15 protein-coding genes are annotated in these 25,313 nt (G+C 67.3%); 9 read left to right on the top strand and 6 right to left on the bottom strand.

The annotated features are described in order from the left end of the window. A partial coding sequence (locus KF833_22960; protein ID MBX3748180.1) for a hypothetical protein occupies nt 1–324 on the top strand: 324 nt, incomplete at its 5' end. Nucleotides 325–335: 11 nt separating this feature from the next. Here the strand turns inward: KF833_22960 and KF833_22955 are convergent. Further along, entirely contained in the window at nt 336–890 is a 555-nt protein-coding gene (locus KF833_22955) for a M15 family metallopeptidase (GenBank protein MBX3748179.1), read from the bottom strand. A gap of 130 nt (nt 891–1,020) precedes the next feature. On the opposite strand from KF833_22955, the gene raiA reads away from it, so the two are divergent. From raiA to KF833_22920, 7 genes are all read left to right on the top strand, one after another. Next, nucleotides 1,021–1,374, top strand: coding sequence for a ribosome-associated translation inhibitor RaiA (raiA, locus tag KF833_22950; protein ID MBX3748178.1), 354 nt, complete (start codon nt 1,021–1,023; stop codon nt 1,372–1,374). Continuing rightward, nucleotides 1,371–2,636 carry an amidohydrolase family protein gene (locus tag KF833_22945; protein ID MBX3748177.1) on the top strand — a complete coding sequence of 422 codons (1,266 nt, stop codon included), beginning with the start codon at nt 1,371–1,373 and terminating at the stop codon, nt 2,634–2,636. Before raiA ends, KF833_22945 begins: the two co-directional genes overlap by 4 nt. Further along, nucleotides 2,633–3,352 carry an SDR family NAD(P)-dependent oxidoreductase gene (locus tag KF833_22940; protein ID MBX3748176.1) on the top strand — a complete coding sequence of 240 codons (720 nt, stop codon included), beginning with the start codon at nt 2,633–2,635 and terminating at the stop codon, nt 3,350–3,352. Before KF833_22945 ends, KF833_22940 begins: the two co-directional genes overlap by 4 nt. A gap of 101 nt (nt 3,353–3,453) precedes the next feature. Next, a complete protein-coding gene (locus KF833_22935; GenBank protein ID MBX3748175.1) occupies nt 3,454–5,928 on the top strand; it encodes a DUF1549 domain-containing protein in 2,475 nt (824 codons plus the stop codon). A 246-nt stretch (nt 5,929–6,174) separates the two neighbouring features. After that, complete coding sequence (gatC, locus tag KF833_22930) at nt 6,175–6,462, top strand: Asp-tRNA(Asn)/Glu-tRNA(Gln) amidotransferase subunit GatC (protein ID MBX3748174.1); 288 nt, start codon at nt 6,175–6,177, stop codon at nt 6,460–6,462. A 53-nt stretch (nt 6,463–6,515) separates the two neighbouring features. Continuing rightward, entirely contained in the window at nt 6,516–7,982 is a 1,467-nt protein-coding gene (gene gatA / locus KF833_22925; protein MBX3748173.1) for an Asp-tRNA(Asn)/Glu-tRNA(Gln) amidotransferase subunit GatA, read from the top strand. A 23-nt stretch (nt 7,983–8,005) separates the two neighbouring features. Beyond that, the gene (locus KF833_22920) at nt 8,006–8,530 is read left to right on the top strand and encodes a hypothetical protein (GenBank protein MBX3748172.1); all 525 of its coding nucleotides are present in this window, start codon (nt 8,006–8,008) and stop codon (nt 8,528–8,530) included. Here KF833_22920 and KF833_22915 read toward each other — a convergent pair whose 3' ends face one another. Next, a complete protein-coding gene (locus tag KF833_22915) occupies nt 8,531–9,664 on the bottom strand; it encodes an exo-alpha-sialidase (protein MBX3748171.1) in 1,134 nt (377 codons plus the stop codon). 130 nt (nt 9,665–9,794) lie between these two features. After that, nucleotides 9,795–15,782: a hypothetical protein gene (locus tag KF833_22910; protein MBX3748170.1), complete on the bottom strand. Its 5,988-nt coding sequence runs from the start codon at nt 15,780–15,782 to the stop codon at nt 9,795–9,797. Between the two features lie 920 nt (nt 15,783–16,702). Here KF833_22910 and gnd point away from each other — a divergent pair. Then, nucleotides 16,703–18,166 (top strand): decarboxylating NADP(+)-dependent phosphogluconate dehydrogenase, encoded by a 1,464-nt coding sequence (gnd, locus tag KF833_22905; GenBank protein ID MBX3748169.1) that lies wholly within the window; start codon nt 16,703–16,705, stop codon nt 18,164–18,166. 249 nt (nt 18,167–18,415) lie between these two features. Here the strand turns inward: gnd and KF833_22900 are convergent, their stop codons facing one another. The 3 genes from KF833_22900 to KF833_22890 all read right to left on the bottom strand — a co-directional run bounded on the left by KF833_22900 (nt 18,416) and on the right by KF833_22890 (nt 24,874). After that, entirely contained in the window at nt 18,416–20,743 is a 2,328-nt protein-coding gene (locus KF833_22900; GenBank protein MBX3748168.1) for a CRTAC1 family protein, read from the bottom strand. 171 nt (nt 20,744–20,914) lie between these two features. Continuing rightward, the gene (locus KF833_22895) at nt 20,915–22,336 is read right to left on the bottom strand and encodes a DUF1501 domain-containing protein (protein ID MBX3748167.1); all 1,422 of its coding nucleotides are present in this window, start codon (nt 22,334–22,336) and stop codon (nt 20,915–20,917) included. 39 nt (nt 22,337–22,375) lie between these two features. Further along, complete coding sequence (locus KF833_22890; protein ID MBX3748166.1) at nt 22,376–24,874, bottom strand: PSD1 domain-containing protein; 2,499 nt, start codon at nt 24,872–24,874, stop codon at nt 22,376–22,378. Nucleotides 24,875–25,313 lie beyond the last annotated feature (439 nt).

Raw genomic sequence — 25,313 nt, 5'->3', positions numbered from 1 at the left:
ACCGCGTCAGCAGAATATCGCCTGGCGCTTTACGTGATCGGCGGCACTGCGGGACGGAGCGACAAGCGGGTGCTCGATCCTGAGGCGATCCGGGCGGAGCTGGCGCGGGGCGGACAACTGCCGCTGGGTCAGATCCTGCGGCTACGGATCCGGCATATGACTGACGGGGTGTTCCTGGGCTCGAAGGAGTTTGTGGACCAGATGTGGGAACGGCACCGGGACAAGTTCGGGAAGCGACGCAAGAGCGGCGCGCGGACCATTCGCGGCGCCCCGATCCCGGGCCTTACCGTGCTGCGCGATCTCCGCGTCGATGCGGTGGGATAGGATCCTCTCCTTCACCCCCCCGGTTCCCATTCCAGCAATGGGTATCGCCTCCAATCCGCGTCGTCGAAGTGCCACCACTCCGAGGCGATTCCTACAAACCCTGCCCCAGTCATCGCGGCATGAAGCCATCCGGCATGGAGCCGCGCCATCCGGGAGGCCCCGGGCGCATCCCGTCGGGCGGATTCCCCAAAGGCATCATGCACGGAAGGCATCTCCAACTCGCGCCCTTGCCCATCCACCAGGGTCACATCTACGGCTGCGCCTCGCGTATGCCGCGATCCCAGGTCTGGGGAAGCCACAAACCTTGGATCCGGGCACGCCGCCCAGAGGGCCCGCTGAGCGGAAGGTGGCCGATAGGCATCCAGCACCTTCAGCTTCAGCCCCCGTCCCACTAACATCTCAGCCCCCGTCCTTAGCTTCCACGCCGTCTCGCGCCTCAACCAGGCCTCGGCCGACGCATAGAGTACCCGCCCTGTCAGATTGTCGTTCGTCGCGTAACGGAGTGCGATCACCCAACCTGCATCGACCTCGCGCAACCGCACCAACGCCTCGGGAGGCCTCTTCACGCCGCGATGTTTCCCTGCCCAGGTCCCGCCCTCAAGGCCCCATCCAATCACGCCGACGCCCTGCCCTGCCCGGCCCGCTGGCCATTCCAGACTGGCGTTTGCCGCCGCGATCCCCCAATTTTCGGCCGGAATGAAGTTCATTCTCTCCACGCACAACATCACCCTCACCCAAGCCATCGAGGACCACATCCTCACGCGCATCGACAAGCTCGAACACCTTTACCGGCGGGCTCTGGAAGCGCGGGTGATCGTGGAGCACGATCACACCCGGGGGCCCGAAAAGGCGTTCAAGTGTTCCATCCGCCTGGCCGTGCGCGGCAACGATCTCTACGCCGAGGACGTTGAGGCCGATCTCTATGCAGCCATCGACCTCGTCGCCAAAAAGGTCGAGACCCAAATCCGCAAGAAGCGCAGCAAAGTCAAGGCCCGCAAACATACCGAAGCCGCCAGCATCAAGCTGCGCCGCCAGCATAACGGCGAATGAGGTTGATCCGCTCCCGCCTGCTCCTCCCCGTCACCGCGCCGCCCGTCGAGGACGGCGCGGTTCTCGTTTCCGGCAATCGTATCCTCGCCTCCGGTACCTGGAAGGATCTACGCCATCACCCTGCTGCCGTTCTCGATCTCGGGGATGCCGTCCTCCTCCCTGGACTGATCAATGCCCACTGTCACCTCGACTATACCCACCTGGTCGGACACCTGCCGCCTCCACGCCGCTTTACCGATTGGATCCAAGGCGTCCTCGCCCTCAAGGCCCAATGGAGCTTCAGCGAATATGCCGCCTCCTGGCTCGACGGCGCCCGCCAACTCCTGCACGCCGGCTGCACTGCCGTCCTTGACCTCGAAGCCGTCCCCGAACTCCTCGCCGAAACCTGGAGGGCCACCCCGCTCCGCCTCGTCTCCGCCTTCGAACTGACAGGCGTCCGCTCCAACAGGCCCGCCGCCGACATCCTTGGCGAAACCCTCGCCCGCATCGACGCCCTGGACCACCCCCGCCATCGCCCGGCGCTCGCCCCTCACGCCCCCTACTCCACCCGGCCCGACCTCGTCCGCCTCGCCGCACGCGCCGCCCGGCAACGTGGCCTGATCGCCACCATGCATGTGTCGGAATCCCGCGAGGAATACGACATGTTCCGTCATGCCCGGGGCCCCATGTTTCAATGGCTCGACTCTCAACGCGACCTCTCCGACTGCGGCCATGCTTCGCCCGTCCGCCTCGTTGCCGAAACCGGCCTGCTCAGTCCCGCCACCGTCCTCGCCCATGTGAACTACCTCGACCACGATGACCCCCGGATCATCGCCGACTCCGGCACCACTGTCGTTCACTGCCCACGGAGTCATGACTACTTTCAACACGCCCCTTTTCCGCTCGGCACCCTCCGCGACGCCGGCGTCCCGGTCGCCCTCGCCACCGACAGCCTCCTCTCCATGCGCCGCACCGGACGTGACATGCCCCGCCTCGATCTGCGCCCCGAACTGGCCACCGCCGCCCGTTCCTTCCCCCACCTCTCCCCGCGCGACCTCCTCGCCATGGTCACCGTCACCCCCGCTCAGGCCATCGGCCGCGCCAGCGTCCTCGGCACCCTCCAACCCGGAACCGTCGCCGATCTCGTCGCCTTCCCCTGTGCCGCAAACGCGACCGACGCCGAGGCGGCACTGATCCACAGCTCCGAACCCGTTCTCGCCTCGATGATCGACGGCGAATGGATCATCGCCCCGCCCTCGGAACGTCCGGGACAGCCGCCATGAACCCCCACCCCAGCCAGGTGGTCCTGGTGACCGGCGCCGGCGGTGGCCTCGGTCAGGCGCTGGTGAACACCTTTGCCCAACGCGGCTGGACCGTCGCCGCCGCAGGTCACTCCGCCCTTCCCTGCGCCCCTGCCGACACCGTCTGGCCCTGCCGCCTCGATGTCACCCAGAGCCCCTCTTGCCGCCAGCTTGTCGCCGCCATCCTCGCCCGATGGGGACGCCTCGACGCCCTCATCAACAACGCCGGCCTCTCCCTCGATGCCATCCTCCCCCGCCTCGATCCCGCGGACTGGGACCGCGTCCTGGATGTCAACCTCAAGGGCGCCTTCCTCTGTAGCCAGGCCGCCCTGCCGTCCATGCTCGAAAACAAATCGGGCCACATCCTGAACATCGCCTCCTTCGCCGCCCGCTCCGGAGCCCCAGGTCAGGCCCACTACGCCGCCGCCAAGGCCGGCCTGATCGGCCTGACGTTGTCTCTCGCTCGGGAAGTCGGCCCCCTCGGGGTCTGCGTCAATGCCATCCTCCCCGGCGTCCTCGACACCCCCATGACCCGCTCGCTGCCCGTCTCCCGCCTGGAGGCCTTTCGCCAGCAAAGCGTCTTCGGACAGCTTGCCAGCGTTGGCGATGCCGCCGTCGCCGTGGAACATCTCGCCCGTCTCCGTCATGTCTCCGGCCAGATCATCCCCCTCGACGGTCGGATTGCGCCCTGGACCTGAACCATGCTCAGGCCAGCCCGTTCGCCAAACCATCCGGGTCCCCACCGGCCGGGCCGCTTTCGCTTGAGCATTCTTCCGGGACCGGCAAGAACAGGTCCACGATGAAGCCAACACGCGCCCCGGCCCTCGCCCTGGCCCTGATCGCCCTGGTCGCGAGCCCCGCCCATGCCCAGTTGTCCGAGGCGCTCCGCGACCAGCTCCCGCCCCCTGCCTCCCGCCCCGTCTCCTTCACGGACGAAGTCCGCCCCATCCTCGATGCCAGTTGCGCCAGTTGCCACGGCCGCGGCAAGAGCCGCGGCGGATTCCGCATCGATACCCGCGAAACCCTGCTCGGAGACCCCGACCACGACCCCGTCGTCATCGTCGGCAACAGCCGCGACAGCTACTTCATCCACCTCGTCTCCGGTCTCGATCCCGCCAACGTCATGCCCGACAAGGGCACCCGACTGACCGCCGACCAAGTCGCCATCCTCCGCGCCTGGATCGACCAGGGCGTGGCCTGGGACCCCGCCATCTCCTTCGGCCGCGAGGACCATCGTCACCTGCATCCCCGCCAACCCGACCTCCCGCCCCCCACCGGCGACCTCACCCACCCGGTGGACCGCCTCGTCGCCGCCTACCTACACCGCCAGGGCCTCGCCGTGCCACCCCCCGTGGAGGACCGCACCTTCGCGCGCCGCGTGCATCTCGACATCGTGGGCCTCCTGCCCTCGCCCGCGGAACTCGATGCCTTCCTCAACGACCCCCGTCCCGACCGCCGCGAACGCCTCGTGGACGCCCTGCTCGCCGACCGGCCCCGCTACGCCCAGCACTGGCTCACCTTCTGGAATGACCTCCTTCGCAATGACTATCGCGGCACCGGTTACATCGACGGCGGACGCGAGCAGATCACCCAGTGGCTCTACTCCGCCCTCCGTGACAATCAGCCCTACGACCGCTTCGTCCGCGAACTCGTCGATCCTCGCGATAATGGCCCCCGCGGCTTCACCAAGGGCATCGTCTGGCGCGGCGCCATCAACGCCTCCCAAACCCCTCCCATGCAGGCCGCCCAGAGCATCTCCCAGGTCTTCCTCGGCGTGAACCTCAAGTGCGCCGCCTGCCACGACAGCTTCATCGACGACTGGCAGCTCACCGACGCCTACGGCCTCGCCGCCGTCTATGCCGATGACCGCCTCGAACTCGTCGAATGCGACCGGCCCCTCGGCCGCTTCGCCACCGTCAAATTCCTGTTTCCGGAACTCGGCGATCTCCCCACCCAGGCCCCGCGCGAGGACCGTATCGCCCAGCTCGCCCAACTCGTCACCAACCGGGATAACGGCCGCCTCTCCCGCACCGTCGTGAACCGCCTCTGGGCCCGCTTCTTCGGACACGGCCTCGTCGAGCCCGTCGATGTCATGCAGAACCCCGCCTGGGACGTGGACCTCCTCGACTGGCTCGCCGAGGACCTCGTGGCCCACGATTACGATCTCCAGCGCACCATGCGCCAGATTCTCACCTCCCGGGCCTACCGCTTCCCCTCCGTGGACCTCCCCGAACCGCCCGTCCCGGACTACACCTTCCGCGGTCCTGCCGTCCGCCGCCTCACCGCCGAACAGTTCCGCGATGCCCTCGGACAGCTCGCCGGCGTCTGGCACGACCGGCCCGAGGGAGGCGTCGATGGTCTCCTCCTCGAACGGGGCCCCGCCCAACCCCCGAACGCCGACGCCTTCTGGATCTGGTCCCATCCCCATGCCGCCGAGGGCGTCCCGCCCCAGACCATCCACCTCCGTCGCACCGTCGAGCTCCCCCCGAATCCCACCGAGGCCGTCGCCCTCGTTCATGTGGACAACACCCACCGCCTCTGGATCAACGGACGCGAAGCCCGCCGCCGCAACGCCATCCCCTGGGCCGAAACCAGCGTCCTCGATCTCCGCCCCTTCCTCCGCGCCGGTCCCAACACCTTCGCCGTCGAAGCCGTCAATGAGGGCCAGGGCCCCAACCCCGCCGGCTTCCTCTTCTACGCCCGCATCCGCACCGGGCCCGAGGACAACCCGGGCATCCATGACTTCGCCAGCGACGCCGCCTGGACCGTGTCCACCACCCGCGTCGAAGGCTGGCAACGCGCCGACTTCCAGGCCTCCGACTGGAGCCGCGCCCAGATTCTTGGCAACCCCGGCATGGCCCCCTGGAACGTCGGCGCCCAGTTCGCCGCCGCCGTCGCCGGCCGAACCCCCTACGGCCAGATCCGTGCCTCCCTCGTCGCCGCCGATCCCCTCACCACCGCCCTCGGCCGCCCCAACCGCGAACAAATCACCTCGGCCCGGCCCACCACCGCCACCACCATCCAGATGCTCGAACTGACCAACGGCGAAACCCTCGCCCGCATCCTGCGTCAGGGCGCCGAACGCCTCGTGACCGAAACGCCCCAGGGTTCCACCCTCGTCTCCCGCGTCTTCGCCCGCAGCCTCGGTCGCCCGCCCACCCCCGACGAAGCCACCCTCTCCCTCGCTCTCGTCGGCTCGCAACCCCGACCCGACGGAGTCGAAGACCTCCTCTGGTCCGTCGTCATGCTCCCCGAGTTCCAGCTCATCCACTGACCCCCGATCCCCAGTCCCAGCCGGTGCATCCCGGAATCGCGGGTGAGGAGGCCGCGAATCGGAGGGACGAACTCCCCGGGTCCTCAACCCAACGCCCCACTCCACTGCAGCCTCGTGGAACTCGGCCCTCCGAAGCGACCCTTCGCGACGTTCGCACCTCTCGCCACGACTCCGGGATCCACCGGCTCCCAGGCCCCTTTCCAATGTCCGATGGACGCCCGGCAGGCGATTCCCTAGCCTCCCCGCGTGCCGGCGGAATCCTTCGACATCCATTACGTGGCGGACCTGGCCAGAGTTCGCCTGACCCCCGACGAGGAGCAGCATCTCGGGGCGCAGCTCGGCAAGATCCTCGACTACATCGAGCAGCTCCGGACCGTGGACGTCAGCGGCGTGGATCCCACCGCGCACGCCTTCCCCCTCGTCAACGTGACCCGCCCCGATGAAGCGCAAGCGGGTCTCACTCACGAAGACGCCCTCCGCAACGCACCCCAGCCGCGCAACGGTCTCTTCATCGTGCCACGGATCGTCGAATAACCCCCCCCGCCCTCACCACCGCCAACCCCGGGGTAACGTCCGCCTTCCCTCCCGTGCTCCATCGCCTCTCCATCGCCAACCTCACCCGCCAGCTCGACGCACGCCAATGCTCCAGCCGCGAGGCCGTTCAAGCCTGTCTCGACCGCATCGCCGCCGTGGATCCGCGGGTCAAGGCCTTCCTGCATCTGGACGCCGCAGATGCGCTCGCCCAGGCCGACGCCGCCGACCGCAGGCTCGCCACCGGCGCACCCCACCCGGACCAGCCCCTCCTCGGCGTACCCATCGCCCTCAAGGATCTGATCTGTCACCGTGGTCAACCCTGCCGCTGTGCCTCCCGGATCCTCGGCGACTTCATCTCGCCCTATGACGCCACCGTGGTCGAGCGGCTCCGTGCCGCCGGCGCCGTCGTCTTTGGCCGGCTCAACATGGACGAGTTCGCCATGGGCAGCTCGACCGAGAACTCCGCCTTTCACACCACCCGCAATCCCTGGGACACCGACCGCATTCCAGGCGGATCGTCCGGCGGCTCGGCGGCAGCCGTCGCCGCCGGTGAGGCCTTCGCCACCCTCGGCTCCGACACCGGCGGCTCCATCCGCCAACCGGCCGCCCTCTGCGGCTGTGTCGGCGTCAAACCCACCTACGGTCGCGTCTCCCGTTACGGCCTCGTCGCCTTCGCCTCCTCCCTCGATCAAATCGGCCCGTTCGCCCGCACCGTCGCCGATGCCGCCCTGGTGACACGCGTCATCGCCGGGCACGACCCGCGCGACGCCACCAGCCTGCCGGAGCCTGTTCCAGACTATTCCGCCAGCCTGTCCGGCGACCTCAGGGGACTCCGGCTCGGCGTCGCCCGCGAATTCATGGTCGGCGGCCTTGATCCCGAAGTCCGCGACGCCGTCGGGCGCGCCGTGGCCCACCTCCAATCCCTCGGCGCCACCGTCGAGGAAGTCTCCCTGCCCCACAGCGAACACGCCGTCGCCACCTACTACATCGTGGCCACCGCCGAGGCCTCCGCCAATCTCGCCCGGTTCGACGGGGTCCGCTACGGCCGGCGCGTTCCCGGTTCCGACCCGACCGGGATGATCGAACGAACCCGTGGCGAGGGCTTTGGCGCGGAGGTGAAGCGGCGGATCATCCTCGGCACCTACGTGCTCAGCAGCGGGTACTACGACGCCTACTACCTTCGCGCCCAAAAAGTCCGGACCCTCATCCGGCAGGATTTCCTCGAGGCCTTCCGGCGCGTCGATGCCATCGTCTCCCCCACCACGCCCACCGCCGCCTTCCGGCTCGGCGAAAAAACGCAGGACCCCCTCCAGATGTACCTCAGCGACATCTTCACCATCTCCTGCAATCTCGCCGGCATCGCAGGCATCAGCCTGCCCTGCGGCTTCACCGCCTCCCCCAGGCTGCCCATCGGACTGCAACTCCTCGGACCGCCCCTCGGCGAAGGCACCCTCTTCCGCATCGCCCATGCCTACGAACAGTCCACCCCGTGGCATCGGGAAGCCCCGCCCCTGGACTGAACGCCGGCCGCAACCCACACCCCATGTTGTCGGGTCTCGATCCAGGCTGGACCGCCCTCGAATGGTTCGAGTTCCTCAGCTACCTCGTCACCGTCGTCGGCCTCCCCTTCGCCATCCTCGTCTTCATCTACGAGAAACGCCGTGAACGCCAGAACGACGAGGAGGAACTCTTCCAGCGCCTCTCCGTCCAGTACACCGAGTTCCTCCAGCTCGTCCTCGAAAACGCCGACCTCCAGCTGCTCGGTCGTGGCCCAGCTCCCGCCAGCCTCACCCCGGACCAAAACGAACGGACATTCGTCCTCTTCGGAATCCTCGTCTCCCTCTTCGAACGCGCCTACATGCTGGTGTACGAGGAACACATGAGCCGCCAGACCCGCCGCCTCTGGCAGTCCTGGGAGGATTCGATCCGGGAATGGTGCCGGCGCCCCGACTTCCGCGCCCACCTGCCCGCCCTCCTCGAGGGCGAGGATCCCGAGTTCGGCAGCTACATCGCCCGCGTCGCCGCCGAGGAGTCCTCCAGCCCGCCGCCCACCACCGCCCTTCGCTGATCAACGCCCCGCCCCGGTCAGCGCCTCAATCCGGAACCGGGCCAGCCGAACGTCCTGGTGGGCTCCCCTCGGCCCCCCCTCATAGAGGACATAGATCCACCCTTCGCTCGCCGTGCCCGGACGCCCCACCGTCATGGACGAATAGGCGCTCGGTCCCGGGTCGATCGCCCGCCGGATGGGCCAGGTGCGGCCGCCATCCAAACTGGCCCACACCGTGAGATTTCGCCGGCCTCCCCACAGATCGTGCCCCTCGTCCGCATCCAGATTGCTGTAAAGCACCACCTCCCGATCCGTGTCCTCCAGACGCGTCAGTCCCGCCATGCACCCGTACCGCGTCCCCCGCATGCCGTCCGGCAGCTCCGGCACGGCCGTCGGATTGATCCACGTGAGGCCCCCGTCGTGGCTCCACGCCACCCGGCGCAATGCATCGGTCGCCATGTGACACCGGGAATTGTAGTGGATCGTCCCATCCGCCAGCTCGACCAGCGCCCCCTCGCCCGTTCCCAGCACCGGAAACGGCGAACCGGTCTGCCAGGTGCGCCCCCCGTCATCACTGTGAATCGCCGTGTTGTAATGGTACGGCCACCACTCCTGGGCGTTGGAGTTCTCCGGTCCCAGCACCCGGGCCGGAACCAGTAACCGCCCCCGCGCCGCACCGTGACGAAGCGTGATCCCAGCCTCCGCCCCATGCGTCAATCCCACCCCGCCCAACCGGTCCGGCCGGATCGTCACCTCCTCGGCCTGCCAGCTCCGTCCATGGTCCCGGCTCCGATACATCCCCCGGTGGTCCAGGAAATGGTCGAACACCAGCACGTCACCCGACCCCTCATCCACCACCGCCGCCCCCATGATCGATCGCTCGTTCCCCAGCAGGATCGGCTCGCTCCACGTCGCCCCCCCGTCCTCGCTCCGCCGCACCGCCAACGGCTGCCGGTTCCCGCACAGCGCCAGCACCGTCCCGTCCATCGCCACCACCACATTCGGAAATCGCCGATCCCGAAACAGCTCCCTCGATTCGATGCCGCTCCCCGCTGCCTCGTCCCGCTCGCCCTCGGTTTCGGCCGCCGCGGCCACCGCACCCATCAACACGATCACTCCCACCCATACCCGCCTCATCCGCGATGCCATGGCCATGCCCCAGCCTACCGGCCTTGATCGCCGCCGCCAATCGCCCCGATTTCATGGGCCGGGCCCTCGGTGGCCGACCGGGGCGAACGCTTCCGCCACGTCCCGGTGAGAGTCTGTCCCGGAAGCGGTTTGCCGGCTAAGGACTCGGCCGGTCCACCCGCCAACTTCGAAAAAACCTCGCGCCCTCCGATCCCACCGCAACCTCGATCATCCCCCCCTCCTCTCCCACCTCAACTTCCCCCACCACTTCCCACGGGCCGTCCGGCCGCTCCGACCCTTCGATCCAGTGCCGGTCGCCCGCACCCCCTTCCACCCGGATCCGCACCCGAACCTGCCCGTCCCATTCCGCACGCAGCCGTGCCGCCTGACTGCCCCCCTCCGGAATCGTCACCACCGTCACCGTGTTGTTGGCCTGCGCCGCGGGCGGCTCATTGATGCCACGCACCGTCACCCGGGTCTCCATGGGCGCAACCCCCTCCACCCGTGCTGTCACCCGGAACCGCTCCTCCCCAACCCGGGCCAGCCGCCCCAACTGGAAGGTCACCACCCCGTCCACATGATGCCACTCCGCCCACTCCGATTCCGCACCCACAAACCGCATCCCCTCCGGCAACCAGCAACTCAGCCGCACCGCCAGGGCCTCGCACCCTCCGGTCAGCCGCACGTCGATGTCATACGTCACCTCGTCGCCAACCTTCACCGTGTCCGCCGAAACCCGCACTTCCGGCGCCAGATCGAGATCGGCGCACCGTTCGCAGTTCAGCAGCCACCAGACCGCATTCTGGAAAAGACGCTTCCGTTCCGCCACCGACCCCTCGTCACCGCCCGTCGCCACCCGGAACGCCTGCGTCAAACGGCGCCGCGGCACGGTCTGTCCCGGATCGGCATACGCCACCAGGACGGCCAGTCCGTCCGCCCGCGCCAACACCGTCTCGCCATCCTCCCCCCGTGCCACCCCCCCAAGCGCCACCAGCGGATACTCGAAGTCCACCACCGTCCCCACCTTGCCGTCCCGAACCACCGGGGCCACCTCCTCGGACACTCCACCCGCCTCGATCACCACCCGTGTCAGTCCCGTTACCGGCGCTTCCGGCCGCAGGTGGATGAACTGCAGCCAGCGTTCCTGAACCCCGGCGCCCAGATCCTCCAGCGAGGCCAGCAGGGCGTCCCCGATGAAGTAGAAGGCCTTCCCGCGCCACGACAGATCCTCGAACAATTCCACCTCGCGATCCGTCAGGCCGCGCTCGCCGCCGTCGTGCCACAATATCAGATCAAACGGCACCAGCCTCTCGAAGTCCGCCTCGACCCTGTCCAACACCATCACATTGATCCCCAACTCGAACAGGTAGTCCCTCAACACTTCAATCTCCGGGTCCGCCCGGTTCCGCACCAACGCCACATACCCGCACACGTCGCTCACCGCGATCCGCACCGGCTCCGACGTCCCCTCCGCGCCGCGGTCGTCAATGGCCTTCGCCCAAATCCGATGATCCCCAGGCGGTGCCCCGGTCCAGCTCCAGCGAAACGGCGCCGCCGTGGCCTCGCCCAACGCCTGCTCGCCCGCCATAAAGACCACCCTCGCCACGCTCCCGTCCTGGTCCTCTGCCTCCGCCTCGATGTCGATCGGCTCGCCCTCCGGCACAATGATGCCCCCATCCGGCCGCACCAACCGGATGACCGGCGGATGGTTGGTCGGCGGAGGCGGCCAGTCATCGTTCAGCACGGTGGCCATCCCTGTCGCACGCTCCAGCGTCGCCCCCGACGGCCGGCTCAATTCCAGAAAAAACGTCTCGTCCTCCTCCACCCGGTCGTCACCCAGCACCATCACCACCACCTCGGCGTACGCACCCCCCGGTTCCACCCTCCCCTCGCCTTCCCGCGCCTCGTAGTCCTCGCCCGCCAGAGCCGTGCCGTCCCGCGTCGCAAACGCAAACCCCACCGGCAGTTCGCTCAATCCTGACAACGTCACCCGAAACACCGCCGGCGACGTCGTCCCCGCCGGCCCTTCCTCCAGCACCACGTCCCCCACGCTCAAGGCGGGCGGCAGATCGTCATCCACAATCGTCACTACCGCGGCTCCCCGTTCCACCACCGCCCCGGACACCTCGCCCACCTCCACCGCAAACGCTTCCGTCCCCTCGTGAACGTCGTCGTCGAACAACGCCACCTCCCAGGTCCTTTCAACCTCGCCCGGAACGAACACCAGCGTGTCCTCCCGGGGCACGTAATCGAATCCGGCCCGGGCCGTGAGATCCAGCGTGGCCAGGGTAACCCGCACCTCCACGCCGCTCGGATGCGACAGGGTCACCGGGATGCGCGCCACGTCGTCCCCTTCACCCACCGTCACATCCCCCAGCGTCACCCCGGGCGGCGGCAGCACCACGATCGCCACCGGCGCCGAAGTCGTCATCAATCCCCCCGCGCTGGTGGCAACCGCCTGCAACGTGTGTTCCCCCGCCGCCGCATTCGTCCACACCCCGCGATACGGCCCCGCCTCCCACCGCGCCACCTCCGTCTCCCCGCTCCACAGCACCACCAACGCCAGTCCCGGCTCGTCATCCCGCCCCGGCGCCGCCTCGACCTTCAAGTCGATCGCCTGCCCCGCCGCCATCCTCTCCCCGTCCCCCGGCTCAACCACCTCGACCTGCGGCGGCCTCTCTTCACCCCCCCCGTCGTCGTCGCGGATCGTCACCCGCACCTGCGTCCGTGCCAGCACCACACGCTCCGGTTGCCGCAACACCACCAGGAACGACCGGTCCGGTTCCTGGATCACGTTGGCAATCACCCCCACCTCGATCGTCCGCTCCGTCACCCCCGCAGGAAACTCCACCGTGCCCGACACACCGAGGTAGTCGTAACCCGGCCGCGCCGTGTCCCCCGCCGTTGCGTATTGCACCCGCACCGTCTCCCCGCTCGCCCCCGACAGCCGCAGAATCAGCCGCGCCAGGGTCACCCCCTCGTCCCCTTCCATCACCTCCACGTCGTCCACGCTCAACACCGGCAACCCGTCGTCGTCCATCACCGTCACCCAAAAGCCGTCCCTCCCCAGTTCAGCGTTCTCCAAAGCGGCCAGCCGCACAAAGAATGTCTCGTTGTCCTCCACCGCCGTGTCCCCGATCACCCGCAACACGATCTCGCCCACCGTCTCGCCAGGTTCCCAGATCACTTCCCCCTCCACCGCCTCGTAATCCTCCCCGGCCACCGCCGACCCATCCTCGGTCGCATACCCCACCCGCACCCTCAAGGGACTCGGATGCGACAGCCGGACCGGTACCCGCACCTCAGCCGTTCCTGTGTCCCCCTCGACCACGATCACGTCCTCGACCATCACCCGCGGCCGGTCGTCGTCCGCAATCCGCACCTCGACCTCCTCCCGCGCCAGGGTCGCTCCCACCGGATCCGAAAACCGTACCCGGAACGTCTCGTCCCCTTCCGGTAGAAGATCCCCCACGATCGGAACGACCACCTGCGCTCGTGTCGTCCCCGGAACGAAATGGACCGTGCCCCTCCGCGCCTCGAAATCCTCCCCCGCACCGGCCGTACCCGCCACCGTCTCGTAATCCACCGTCACAAACCCCGCCACCGCCGAACTCAACACCAGCTCCACCACAGCATCCGTCGTTCCCGCATCCCCCTCCCTCACCAGGACGTCGTCCGCCCGGATCTCCGGCGGATCATCATCCCATATCCACCCATGCGCGATCCCCCGCCGGAGGGTTCCGTGGCTCGCCTCCTCAAGTCTCAACTCGAAGTACTCGTCCGGCTCGTCCCGCCGGTCCGGCAGTACCGTCACCGCCACCCATGCTTCCCGGCTCCCCGCCGGAATCCCCAACCGCCCCGATACCCCCACGTAATCCTCCCCCTCCCGCGCCGTCCCGTCCGCCGTCCGGTAACCCACCTCGATCTCCCGCTCCGACACCGCGGACAGCGTCACCCGGAACACCGCCTCGACCGGCCCCTCGTCCCCTTCCCACACCGCCGCATCCTCCACCCGGATCTCCGGAGCCGGATCGTCATCCTGGATGATTCCCAGCGCCTCCCCGCGTTCCGGCACCGCGCCCTCGAGATCGGACCAGCGCACCAGGAACGTCTCGTCTCCTTCATGAATCAGATCCCCGATCACCAGCACCTCGACCGGCACCTCCACCACCCCGGGCGGAAACACCAGCTCCCCGGCCCCGGCCACAAAGTCCTTCCCAGCCGTCGCCGTCAGCCCCGTCACCTCGTACCGGCCCCGTATCTCCCGCGGCGAAGGCCCCGACAACCGGGCCGCGAATCGCGCCACCGTCGGACCCGCATTGCCCTCCACCACCGTCACCGTCTCCATCGAAAGCGTCGGCCAGTCGTCGTCCAAAATCGTCCCCACCCCCACCGCCCGTCTCAAGGTCGCGCCCGACGGACTCGCCAGCCGCACTTCAAACGTCTCGTCCTCTTCCGTCCGGCGATCCCCGATCACCTCCACCCGCACCTCCCCCCGCGTCTCCCCCGGCCCAAAGGTCAGCCGACCGCTCGTCTCCCGGTAATCCACCCCCGGCGTCGCACTCCCCCCCGCCGTCAGGTAACTCACCGACACCGCCCCCCCCGCCCCGCCCTCCAGCCGGACTTCAAACACCGCCTCGGTCGTCCCCCCATCGCCCTCGATCACCGTCGCGTCCCCGATCCACAGCGTCGGTCCGTCGTCGTTCACGATCGTTCCCACCGCCTCGCTGTTCGCCAGAACCGCGCCCGTCGGCTCGCTCAACCGCAATCGGAACGTCTCGTTCGGCTCCACCTCGTCATCCCCCAACACCGTCACCGCCACGCTGTGCCGCACCGTCCCCGGCTCGAACACCACAAACGTCACCTTCCCCGTCGTGGACAGATAATCGCTCCCGCCGACCGCCGTCCCCGACACCGTGGAATACAGCACCGACAGGGTCCCGGGTTTCGACGACACCGCCTCCAGTTCAAACGTCATCGGGGTCCTGTCGCCCGGTCCCCCCTCGATCACCGCCGCGTCCCGGATCCGGATCGTCGCCGGCGAGTCGTCATCCAGAATCCGCCCCTCCACCAGCGGCGTCTCCAGCACCCCGTTCACCGCCTGCCGCAGCACCAGATGAAACGTCTCGTCCGGCTCCGCCTGCCGGTCCCCCAACACCATCACCGGTACCCACAACTCCGTCACCCCCGGCTGAAACGTCATCACCCGGCTGTGCGGCAGATAGTCCCGACCCGCCTGCGCCGTCACGTCCCGAGTGCTCACACTGACCGTCACCGGAAACGAACTCGGATGCGACAGCCGCACCGGAAAACGCACCTCCGTCATCCCTTCGTCCCCCTCCACCACCGTCACCCCCTCCGCCCGGATGCGCGGCGCCGGATCGTCGTCCAGAATCGTCACCACGGCGTCCTGCCCCGTGATCGTCGCATTCTCCGGCTCGAACAACCGCACCCGAAAGGTCTCGTTCCTCTCCGTCACCCGGTCAGACAACACCGTAACCCCCACCTCCTCCCGGACGTTCCCCGGCGGAAACGTCACCACCCCGCTGGCGCTCCGATAATCCACCCCCTCCAACGCCGTCCCGGCAACCGTCTCGAACCGCACCCTCACCGGCACCGCGCTCGCATGCGTCAGCCGAAGCGGCACCCGCACCTCGACCTCGCCTTCGTCCCCCTCGATCACCGCCACACTCTCCGCCTCGATCCCCGGCACCTCGTCCCCTGCCAGAATCACCGTTGCCTCCCGTCGCTCGAATCCCAACCCCTCCACAGGCCCCAACCGCACCCTGAACTCACGCTCCCCATGCACCACGCCGCGGGCCAGAATCGGCACGGTCACCACCGTGTTCGTGTACCCCGCCGGAATGACCACCCGCCCTTCCCGCGCCAGATAATCCGTGCCCGCCACCGCCGTCCCGTCCTCCGTCTCGTAGTGCAGCTTCACCGCCTCGCCAAGCGGCGCCGACAATCCCACCGGCACCATCGCCCGAGCCCCGCCCCCCCCCACAACCACCACCCGCTCCGCGAGGGTCACCACCGCACCCGCCCCCGACCATGGCAGCGCCCAAACCACGGCCCAAACAAGGGCCCACGCCACCCTCGCCAGCCGCAGCCGTCCTCCCCGTTCATCCCGATTACACAACATCCCGGAATACAATCGCGTGGACCCTAGCCGCCTCCCGCTTCTCCTGTCAGCGCCAAACGGGGAAAAACCCGCCCCGCGGAAGCATCTGCGAGCTCTCGGAAAGCCCAACAGGATCGGGGTCGCGGTCGCTATCGGCATCAGTATCGACACGAGCAATCGAGCTTCGCGCATCCCCGGAAATCCTCCCGGATCGATTCCGATAGAGACCCCGACTCCAACGGTCCCCTCGTCGCATCCCTCGACCGATCCCATCTCCGACAACATGGAGATGCACCCACGCCCCGCCGCTCCGCAATAGCTATAGCTAATAGGACCGGCACGATACCATTGACGCGACTATCTCATGCCTATCTACCCTATGGGATTACTCGTAGCACCAGGCCGACAGGCTGGATCGTATCGTCAACAACACTGCGCCTGCCTTATTGCACATATCGTCAACAACATTTCGCCTGCCTTATTTTGCACTGCACTCTGCACTACTGCCCGACCCGCGAAAACCCTGGCCCTCTGGCCTTGGCCCTAGCCTCTGGACTTGAAAACCAGACTGGCTGTTTACTATTGACTTGGTCTAGAAATTGGCAGGCATTTTAGAATTGACCATCCAGCAATAAGATTAGCCTCCCCGTCCGAATGGGGTTCTTGAAGGAGGGAGGTAGCAGGGCGAAGCATGGCGTCAGCAAAATTACGCCTGACCTTTTATCTTCATAGGATCGAGGCGGCAGCAGAGCAGTATGAATTTGGGCACGCCGCCACCCTGCCGTCCCCATTCCCCAAGCCATGCACCTTCCCTTTGCCTGTCGCGAACCGGGTCAAGTCCGTTCCTATTCCCATTCCCAGCCAACCCACGAACCAGAATTGCTCTGACACCCTCCCGCCCGCCGGCTAGGCTTTCCGCCGCTGGCAAGGGCTCTCTCCACATGCAAGGCGACATCGCAGTCATCGGCCTGGCCGTCATGGGCCAGAATCTCATCCTGAATATGAACGACCGCGGCTTCACCGTCGTGGCCTACAACCGTACCACCTCGAAAGTGGACGAGTTCCTGGCCCGCGAAGCCGCCGGCACCCGCGTCCTCGGCGCCCGCTCCATCGAAGAACTGGTCACCCAGCTCAAGCGACCCCGGCGCATCATGCTCATGGTCAAGGCCGGCAAACCGGTGGACGAATTCATCGAACTGATCCTGCCCCACCTCGAAGCCGGCGATATCGTCATCGATGGCGGCAACTCCCTCTTCGAAGACACCAATCGTCGCGTCAGGCAACTCGAAGCCCGTGGCCTTCTCTACATCGGGACCGGTGTCTCCGGCGGCGAGGAGGGCGCCCGCCACGGCCCCAGCATTATGCCCGGCGGCAGCCCCGCCGCATGGCCCCACGTCCAGGCCATCTTCCAGTCCATCGCCGCCAAGGTCGCCGATGGCACCCCCTGCTGCGACTGGGTCGGCGAGGGCGGCTCAGGACATTACGTCAAAATGGTCCACAATGGCATCGAGTACGGCGACATGCAGCTCATCTGCGAAGCCTTCCAGATCATGAAGACGGGCCTCGGCCTCTCCGCCGACGAGATGCACGCCGTCTTCCGCGAATGGAACGAAGGCGATCTCGAGAGTTACCTCATCGAAATCACCCGCGACATCCTCGCCTACCGCGACGACGACGGCTTGCCCTTGGTCGAGAAAATCCTCGATACCGCCGGCCAGAAGGGCACCGGCAAGTGGACTGTCCAGAATTCTGCCGACCTCGGCATCCCCATCACCCTCATCGCCGAAGCCGTCTATTCCCGCTGCGTCTCCGCCCTGAAGGACGAACGGGTCAAGGCAGCCCGCAAACTCAAGGGCCCTCGCCCCGCCCTGCCCCAGGCCCGAAAACCCGAGGCCCGAACCCAGTTCGTCCAGGATATCCGCGACGCCCTCTTCGCCTCCAAGATCGTCAGCTACGCCCAGGGCTACATGCTCATGCGGGCTGCAGCCCAGGAATACGGCTGGAAACTCAACTACGGCGGCATCGCCCTCATGTGGCGCGGCGGCTGCATCATCCGCTCCCGCTTCCTCGGCCGCATCAAGGAAGCCTACGACCGCAATCCGAAGCTTTCCAACCTCCTCCTCGACGACTACTTCCGCGGCGAAATCAAACGCTGCCAGAAAGGCTGGCGCAATGTCGTCTCCGCCGCCACCAAACGCGGCATCCCCGTCCCCGCCTTCTCCACCGCCCTCGCCTTCTACGACCAGTACCGCAGCGCGGTCCTCCCCGCCAACCTCCTCCAGGCCCAGCGCGACTACTTCGGCGCCCATACCTACGAACGCATCGACCGGCCCCGCGGCGAGTTCTTCCACACCAACTGGACCGGTCGCGGGGGCTCCACCGCCTCCGGCACCTACAACGCCTGACCGCCCCGGAAAACGAAAGTGGCGGGCCTTGGGCTACACACGGAATTTTTCTTCAACCCAAAGCCCGCCTTCCTTCCACAAGGAAGGAAACTGTCTCTCCCGCCTGCCCCCTTCGCCGCCAGGATCACGCCTGCCCGGACGAATGCTTTCTGCTCGTGAACCGATCCGGAGACCGGTTGGTGAGGGGCGCGGGAACGCGGTTGGAATAACGGTCTTCGCCACCTCTTGGCAAGAGGGTTTTCGCACCTTTCACCGCTTCGCCACCGGGTGGTAACGCCCCAGCGCCGGCGACTCCAACCACTGGATCTCCCCGTTCGGCCATCGCACTTCAATCCGGGTCACCCGTTCCGCCGTCCCCAACCCGAAATGCGCCGTCGGCGCATGCTGCGACCGATACGAATCCCCCACCACCAGCCAGCGCGTCCACCGACGCCCCTCCGCCTCCACCGTGACCCGTGCCCCCACCGGCGACCGACCTCCGCCCCCCTCCCGCAGTCGCACCCCGATCCAGTTCCCCGCCGTCGCCAGCCGGTTCTCAAACACATGCAACCCCTGGTCCGGCCCCGGCCACACCCGGTGCCGCGTCGTCACCAGGTCCAACCGCCCGTCCCCGTCCAGGTCGTCGCTCACCAGGTTTCGACAGTCCAGTTCCAGCGCCACCCCCATTGGGAATCCCACCTCCTGAAACACCCCTCCACCACGGTTCCTCAACAGCCGGTTCTTGTGGTAGCCGCCATACGACACCCCCGCCCCGTATCGCTCACTGCCCGCCGCCCGAAAACAAAGATCCCGCGCCGCATTGTGCCCCGAATCTCCCTCGAACAGATCGTGCCTCCAGAACAACGACTCATAATCCCGCGCGCTCGCCCGGCTCTGATGTCCGTTGACCACGTAAAGATCCAGATCCCCGTCGTTGTCGAAATCAAACGCCGTCACCCCCCACGACCATCCCGTCCTCGCCACCCCGTCCGCAAACGGCGCCATCCGAAACCGCCCGCCATCCCCCACGTAGAACCTGTTGCCGTACGCCATCCGCGGACGTCGCCGCACCTCCTCAACCCGGCCAGGCGGCCCCAAACCCAAACCGTCCATTCGCCGCGCCACCGCCGAGTCCATCCCGATCATCAACAGATCCAGTTGTCCGTCCCCGTCGAAATCCGCCAGCGCATGCGCCATTCCGAATGCCTCCACCACATCGAACACCCCCGCCGTCACATCCGTGAACCGCCCCTGACCATCGTTCAGGTACAGGTCCACCCCCGCAAAATCGCTCACCACCACCAGGTCCAGATCCCCGTCCCCATCCACATCGACGAACGAGGCCGAATACGTCCGGCGAAACCGCTTGCCCCCCAACCCCGCCGCCTCGGTCCGATCCGTAAATCCCCCCTCCCCGTCATTTTCCAGGTAATACGCCGGAAATCCGTCGTTGGCGTCGTAATACGGCGTCGGCATCTGGCCCTCGACGTACGGCAGCTTGTACTGACCGATCCACAGGTCCAGGTCGCCGTCCCCATCCACGTCCCCCGCCGTCACGACCATCGGATTCCAAAGCCTTTCCCGCGTAAACCGGCTCACCCTGGGTTCCGCCCTGAATTGCCCGTCCGCGTCCCCTGCCCACATCCACACCCCCTCGGCATCCACCCCCAACAGATCCGCATGGCCGTCGCCGTTGAAATCCGCCACCACCGCCGCCTGAATCGCGGCCTCCAGGCCCTGACGCAACACCCCGCGCTCCAACCGTCCCCCGCCCCGGTTCCAATACACCAGGTTCCGTCCCGGCAGCAGGATCTCGGAAAGGCCGTCCCCATCCAGGTCGTACAGAATCAGCGGATCGATAAACCCCGTGGACGGATGCGGATCAATCGACGGTCCCGCCAGATGCCGGAAGGGCTTCACCCCACCCCGGGCCACGATCTTCAAATTCCTGCCATCAATCCATGCCGGTTCCGGCGCCACCCCGGTCCCCGCGTCCTCCCTCCAGCGCACCCGCAACTCCCCCTCCACCGCGATCGCCTCCAAACCATCCTCCCGCCCAATGTGCAACGTCATCGCCATCACCGAATGCGCCACCCCGTCGGTGTCCCGCCAGAATCCCGGCTGCCGCCACTCACTCTGCTCCAGGCGGTAGCCACGCCTCCGCCAATCCTCCAATTGCCCCCTCCAGGCAGCCGGATCCAACGATCGCCCCGGCGCTCCAGTACGCCGTACCGAGATCCCGTGTCCCACCTCCTCAACCAGCCCCGGCTTACCCAACTCCAATCGCTCGAACCCCACCCCCCCCAGAATCGCCACCCCATCCGCCTCCCGCCGCAACCGGTCCCACAAATCCATCCAAACCTCCTCATGCCGCAGCGCATCCACCTCTGGCGCCCAGATCGTCGCATCCCGCTCCCGTCGCGCCGCCTCCAACTGCAGGTACTCCTCAATGACTGAACGGCCCGGCCCGGCCAGCCCCTTCCCCGCCGCGCCCTCCTCCCCGCCCCGCCGTTCCCACCACCAGCCCAATCCCAGCAGGACCCCGCCACCCGCTGACATCAACAGCATCCCGATCTTCCCAAAGGTCAGGCGTCTCAATGATGTTCCCTGGGACACGCCTCAGCCTATCATCACTCCTCCTCCGCCTTCAACGCACCGATCCCCCTGCGCTCCGCGTCGGGACGCACCACCCCACGTACCACACCCCCACCGCCAGCAACACCACCCTCCTTGATCACAGCCTCCCTCGATCCCCCGGCCCCGGAGGTTTCAGGCAAGAATGTCCCGGATGATGGAGCCATGGACGTCGGTCAACCGGAAGTCGCGGCCGTCATGCCGGCAGGTGAGCCGCTCGTGATCCAGACCCAGCAGATGCAGAAGCGTCGCGTGCAAATCGTGCAGATGCACCCGGTCCTGCACCGCCCTATGCCCCAGTTCATCCGTTGCCCCCAGGGCGAATCCCGGCTTCACCCCGCCCCCCGCCAGCCATACCGTGAACCCGCCCGGATTATGGTCCCGCCCGGTGCCATTGCGCTCGGCGTACGGCGTTCGCCCGAACTCCGCCCCCCACCACACCAACGTGTCCTCCAGCAACCCGCGCCGCTTTAAATCACTGAGCAGACCCGCCACCGGCCGGTCCGTCGCCCGCGCGTGATCCGCGTGCTTCGGCAGGTCCGAATGCTGGTCCCAGCGCGGATTCGCCGTGTTGTCCCCGTACGTCACCTGAACAAACCGCACCCCGGCCTCGCACAACCGCCGCGCCAGCAGGCATTGCCTCCCGAACTCGTCCGTCGCCGGCTCCCCAATGCCGTACTCCGCCAGTGTCCCCGGGCTCTCCCCCCGAAGATCCAGCACCGCCGGGGCCTCCGACTGCATCCGCCACGCCAGCTCATGGGCGTGCAGCACCGCTTCCAACTCCCCCTCCCCGCGCCCGGATCGCAACTGCTCCGCATTCAGATCCCGCATCAGCTTCCAACGCCGCCGCCGCTCTTCCGCACCGCCTTCCAACCCCGCCAGGTGCGGCACCGCCACGTCCCGAATCGATTGTCCCGCCACGCCGATCGGCGTGCCCTGATGGATCGCCGGCAAAAAAGCATGACCCCAATTCCGTGCCCCGCCGTTCCCCAAACTCGGCGACAACGTGACGAACGCCGGCAGGTTCTCGTTCTCCGTGCCCAGTCCGTAACTCACCCACGCCCCAAAACTCGGCCGCACAAACTGCGTCGCCCCGCAGTGCAGAAAAAGCGTCGCCGGCCCGTGTGCCACCCCCTCCGTCTGCATCGCGTGGATGAAGCACAGGTCGTCCACATGCCGCGCCGTGTGCGGAAACAACTCGCTCACCCAGCGCCCCGATTCCCCGTGCCGCGCAAAAGTCCACGGCGACTTCATCACCCGCTGCTCCGTCGCCCGTTCCCCCGTGCTCGCAATCGTCCGCGCATCATCAAACGCCAGCCGCTGCCCGTCGTGCCGTTCCAACGCCGGCTTGTGGTCGTACGTGTCCACCTGGCTCGGACCGCCCTGCATGAACAGGAAAATGATCCGCCTGGCCCGCGGCGCGTAGTGGGGCGCCCGCGCCGCCCACGGATTCCCGGCCACCGCTGTCCGCCCTGCCAACCCCTGAAACGCCAGCCACCCAAATCCGCAGGCCGCCGTCTGCAGCGCCTTCCGCCGACTCAGCATCTTCGATTCCATGTCGTGTCCGTCCTCGCTCGCGCCAAACCCTGGCGCCTCTCAATGGAGATACCGGAAATCCACAGTCCCGAACAGCCCGTGGATCAGGTCCGCCCATCCCGATGCCTCATCCAGAATCCCCTCCCGGTAACGCTCCGCCAGCCGCCGTTCCCCCTCCGTCGGCATCCGGCCCAGCACCCAGGCAAACACCCGTTCCGTCCGCGCCTCGTCGCACCCCAACCCCGGCTCCGCCAGCAACCGCGCCGCCGCCCGTTCCGCCTGCCTTCGGACCCGCGGATGGTTCATCCACACCAGCGACTGCGGCGCCACCACGCTCCGCGATCGCGCCCCCACCACCATGCTCGGATCCGCCGGATCGAACGCCGCCAGAAAATCGTCCGGAGCATTTCGAAACACCGGACCATACACGCTCCGCTTCACCCCCTCCGCCCGAAACCCGTAATCCGCCGCCAATCCCCGCGGGTACATCGGCCCGTCCGGCGGTTCCAGGTCCAGTTCGCCACCCACCGCCAGCAGGGCATCCCGCAGACTCTCGGAATCCAGCGCCTTCGGACCCCGTCCCGACAGCAACCGGTTCTCCGGATCCACCGCCTCGCGCAGCACCCGCGCCTCCGCCGAGCCCACCGCCCCCTGACGATAGGTGCGGGACAACACGATCTCGCGGATCAACGCCCTCGTGGACCCGCCGAATCCGTCCCCACCCGCCCGCACGAACCTCCAGGCCAGATGGTCCAGCAACTCCGGATGCGATGGCTCCTCGCCGGTCGTGCCGAAGTTGTCCACCGTCCGCACCAGCCCCGCCCCGAACAGCCAGTGCCACACCCGGTTCACCCACACCCGCGCCGTCAACGGATGACCGGGATCCAGCAGCCACTCCGCCAGCTCCCGCCGCCCGCTCTCCCCGGCCGGCATCGGCGCTGCCATCCCCGCCCCCACCCCGCTCAACACCCCGCGCGGCACAGTCTCCCCCAGCGCATGCACACTCCCCCGCCGATGCACCGCCAGATCCACCGGCTTGTCCTCCTGCGGCCCCATCGAACGCGGGCGCCCCGCCTCCTCCGCCGCCAGGCGCCTCACCTCCGATTCCACCACCCGCTGTTCCTCCTCCAACCGCACCCGCATCGCCATCTCCTCCCCGGCCGCCTCCTCCTCCCGGCCATCGACCCCGACTCCGGGAAGCCCCTTCAGTGCCTCCCGGATCTCCCCGACGCGCCGTTCCAGATCCGACCGTGCCGCCGCCCGCGCCGCATATGCCTCCTCCTCCACGGCTTCCAACGGCAACGGCCTCTCGATCCACGCGCTCACATTCGCGTGCCGCAGCAGCCGCGTGCTCGCGAAGATCCCCGCCATCGCGTAATAGTCACGCGTCGGAATCGGATCGAAGAAGTGATCGTGGCACCGCGCGCACCCGATCGTCTGCCCCAGCAACGCCTTGCCCACCGTGTCCAGCTGCTCGTCCACCACATCCATGTCGAGCTGACGCTTGTCCTGCTCCTCCAGGTTCGTGTTCCCCAGGGCCAGGAACGTCGTCGCCACCTGCCGCCGTTGCCGCTCCTCCACCGTCCCCCCTTCCAGCAGATCCCCCGCCAGCTGTTCCCGCACGAACTCGCCATACGGACGGTCACTCCCAAACGCCTCGATCACGTAGTCCCGATACCGCCACGCCTCCTTGAACACGAACCCCCGCAGTGTCACCGACTCCCCAAAACGCACCACGTCGAACCAGTGCCGCGCCCATCGCTCCGCGTACTGCCGGGATGCCAGCAACCCCTCCACCAGCGCCGCCCACGCCCCCTCCTCATCCTCCCGCGCCGCACGCCGGTACTCCTCCAGCGCCTCCGGCGAAGGCGGCAGCCCCGTCAGGTCAAAATGCACCCGCCTCACCAGCACCTCCGGTTCCGCCGGTTCCCCCACCGCCAATCCCTGTTCCTCCAGACGCGCCAGCACGTACCGGTCGATCGCCCCCTTCGGCCACTCCTCATCCCTCACCGCCGGTGGCGGCCGCCCCTTCACCGGCCGGTACGCCCAGTGTTCCCGCCACCTCGCCTCCCGCTCAGCAGCCCCTCCCGACCCCGCCTCCCCCGCGTCATCCCCGGGAGCGGGCGCCCCCATGCGCACCCAGGCCTCGATCGCCGCCACCTGCACTTCCGACAACGCATTCTTCGGCGGCATCTGCAGATCCGCATCGCTCCACCGCACCGCCCGGATCAACAGACTCCCCTCCACGTCCCCCGGCACCACCGCCGGGCCCAGATCCCCGCCCCGTTCCCAACCCGCCGCCACATCCAGCCGCAATCCCCCACGCTGCCGGACCTCCCCGTGACACTCGATGCAGTGCTCGACGAACAGGGGCCGGATCCGCTTTTCGAAATGCTCGATCCCTTCCGGGTCCCCAACGCCACCTCCCGCTTCCACCCAGCCCAACCCCAGTCCCGCAACCACCCCCACCATCCGCAACACCCACCCTCCCCGCCCCCGGCCGTGCAGGGGACGCCCACCGCTCGTCTTCCATGGAACCGCCTCAGGGAACACGCCCATGGATTAGCCCGATCATCCCTCGAAAACTCAAGGCAAACCGACTCCCCTTCCCATTGGGTCAATAACAATCTGCCAGTTCTATTACATAAATGGTCAATAACTATTCCCCGTTCTCCATGCGTAATTCGTAATTCGGGGGTCAACAACTGTTTGTCAGTCTTAATAACATCTGGGTTAAAGATAATATGCCCGTCTTGATATTCTCAATTCTTTACGCTTTCCCCACCTTCCCGCTCTCCGCCCTCGGCCCGCCCGGCGCGCCGCCCGTGGCACCTACTGTCTATCCTAACTTCCTCCCGAATTGAGCCAAAACATCGACTTTGCTGGCGTTTTGCCAAATTGTGTAGCAAGTAAAATATGACGATAATCCAACTCGGATGTTGACTTCCAATGGACATCTGAATATGTGTGTAGCCCGTGTTCGTTCAGGCCACCTCTC

It is taken from the genome of Verrucomicrobiia bacterium (genome assembly GCA_019634625.1).
Lineage (GTDB): Bacteria > Verrucomicrobiota > Verrucomicrobiia > Limisphaerales > CAIMTB01 > CAIMTB01.
Note: the sequence above shows the minus strand (reverse complement) of the source record. Positions and strands in the feature narration are given on the sequence as shown.

What these genes read in the sequence shown, in the direction of transcription:
- KF833_22895 (MBX3748167.1), bottom strand. Translation starts at nt 22,336, where the DNA reads ATGGAATCGAAGATGCTGAGTCGGCGGAAGGCGCTGCAGACGGCGGCC.
- KF833_22920 (MBX3748172.1), top strand. Translation starts at nt 8,006, where the DNA reads ATGTTGTCGGGTCTCGATCCAGGCTGGACCGCCCTCGAATGGTTCGAG.
- KF833_22890 (MBX3748166.1), bottom strand. Translation starts at nt 24,874, where the DNA reads ATGGGCGTGTTCCCTGAGGCGGTTCCATGGAAGACGAGCGGTGGGCGT.
- KF833_22945 (MBX3748177.1), top strand. Translation starts at nt 1,371, where the DNA reads ATGAGGTTGATCCGCTCCCGCCTGCTCCTCCCCGTCACCGCGCCGCCC.
- KF833_22910 (MBX3748170.1), bottom strand. Translation starts at nt 15,782, where the DNA reads ATGTTGTGTAATCGGGATGAACGGGGAGGACGGCTGCGGCTGGCGAGG.
- KF833_22940 (MBX3748176.1), top strand. Translation starts at nt 2,633, where the DNA reads ATGAACCCCCACCCCAGCCAGGTGGTCCTGGTGACCGGCGCCGGCGGT.
- KF833_22935 (MBX3748175.1), top strand. Translation starts at nt 3,454, where the DNA reads ATGAAGCCAACACGCGCCCCGGCCCTCGCCCTGGCCCTGATCGCCCTG.
- gnd (MBX3748169.1), top strand. Translation starts at nt 16,703, where the DNA reads ATGCAAGGCGACATCGCAGTCATCGGCCTGGCCGTCATGGGCCAGAAT.
- raiA (MBX3748178.1), top strand. Translation starts at nt 1,021, where the DNA reads ATGAAGTTCATTCTCTCCACGCACAACATCACCCTCACCCAAGCCATC.
- KF833_22915 (MBX3748171.1), bottom strand. Translation starts at nt 9,664, where the DNA reads ATGGCCATGGCATCGCGGATGAGGCGGGTATGGGTGGGAGTGATCGTG.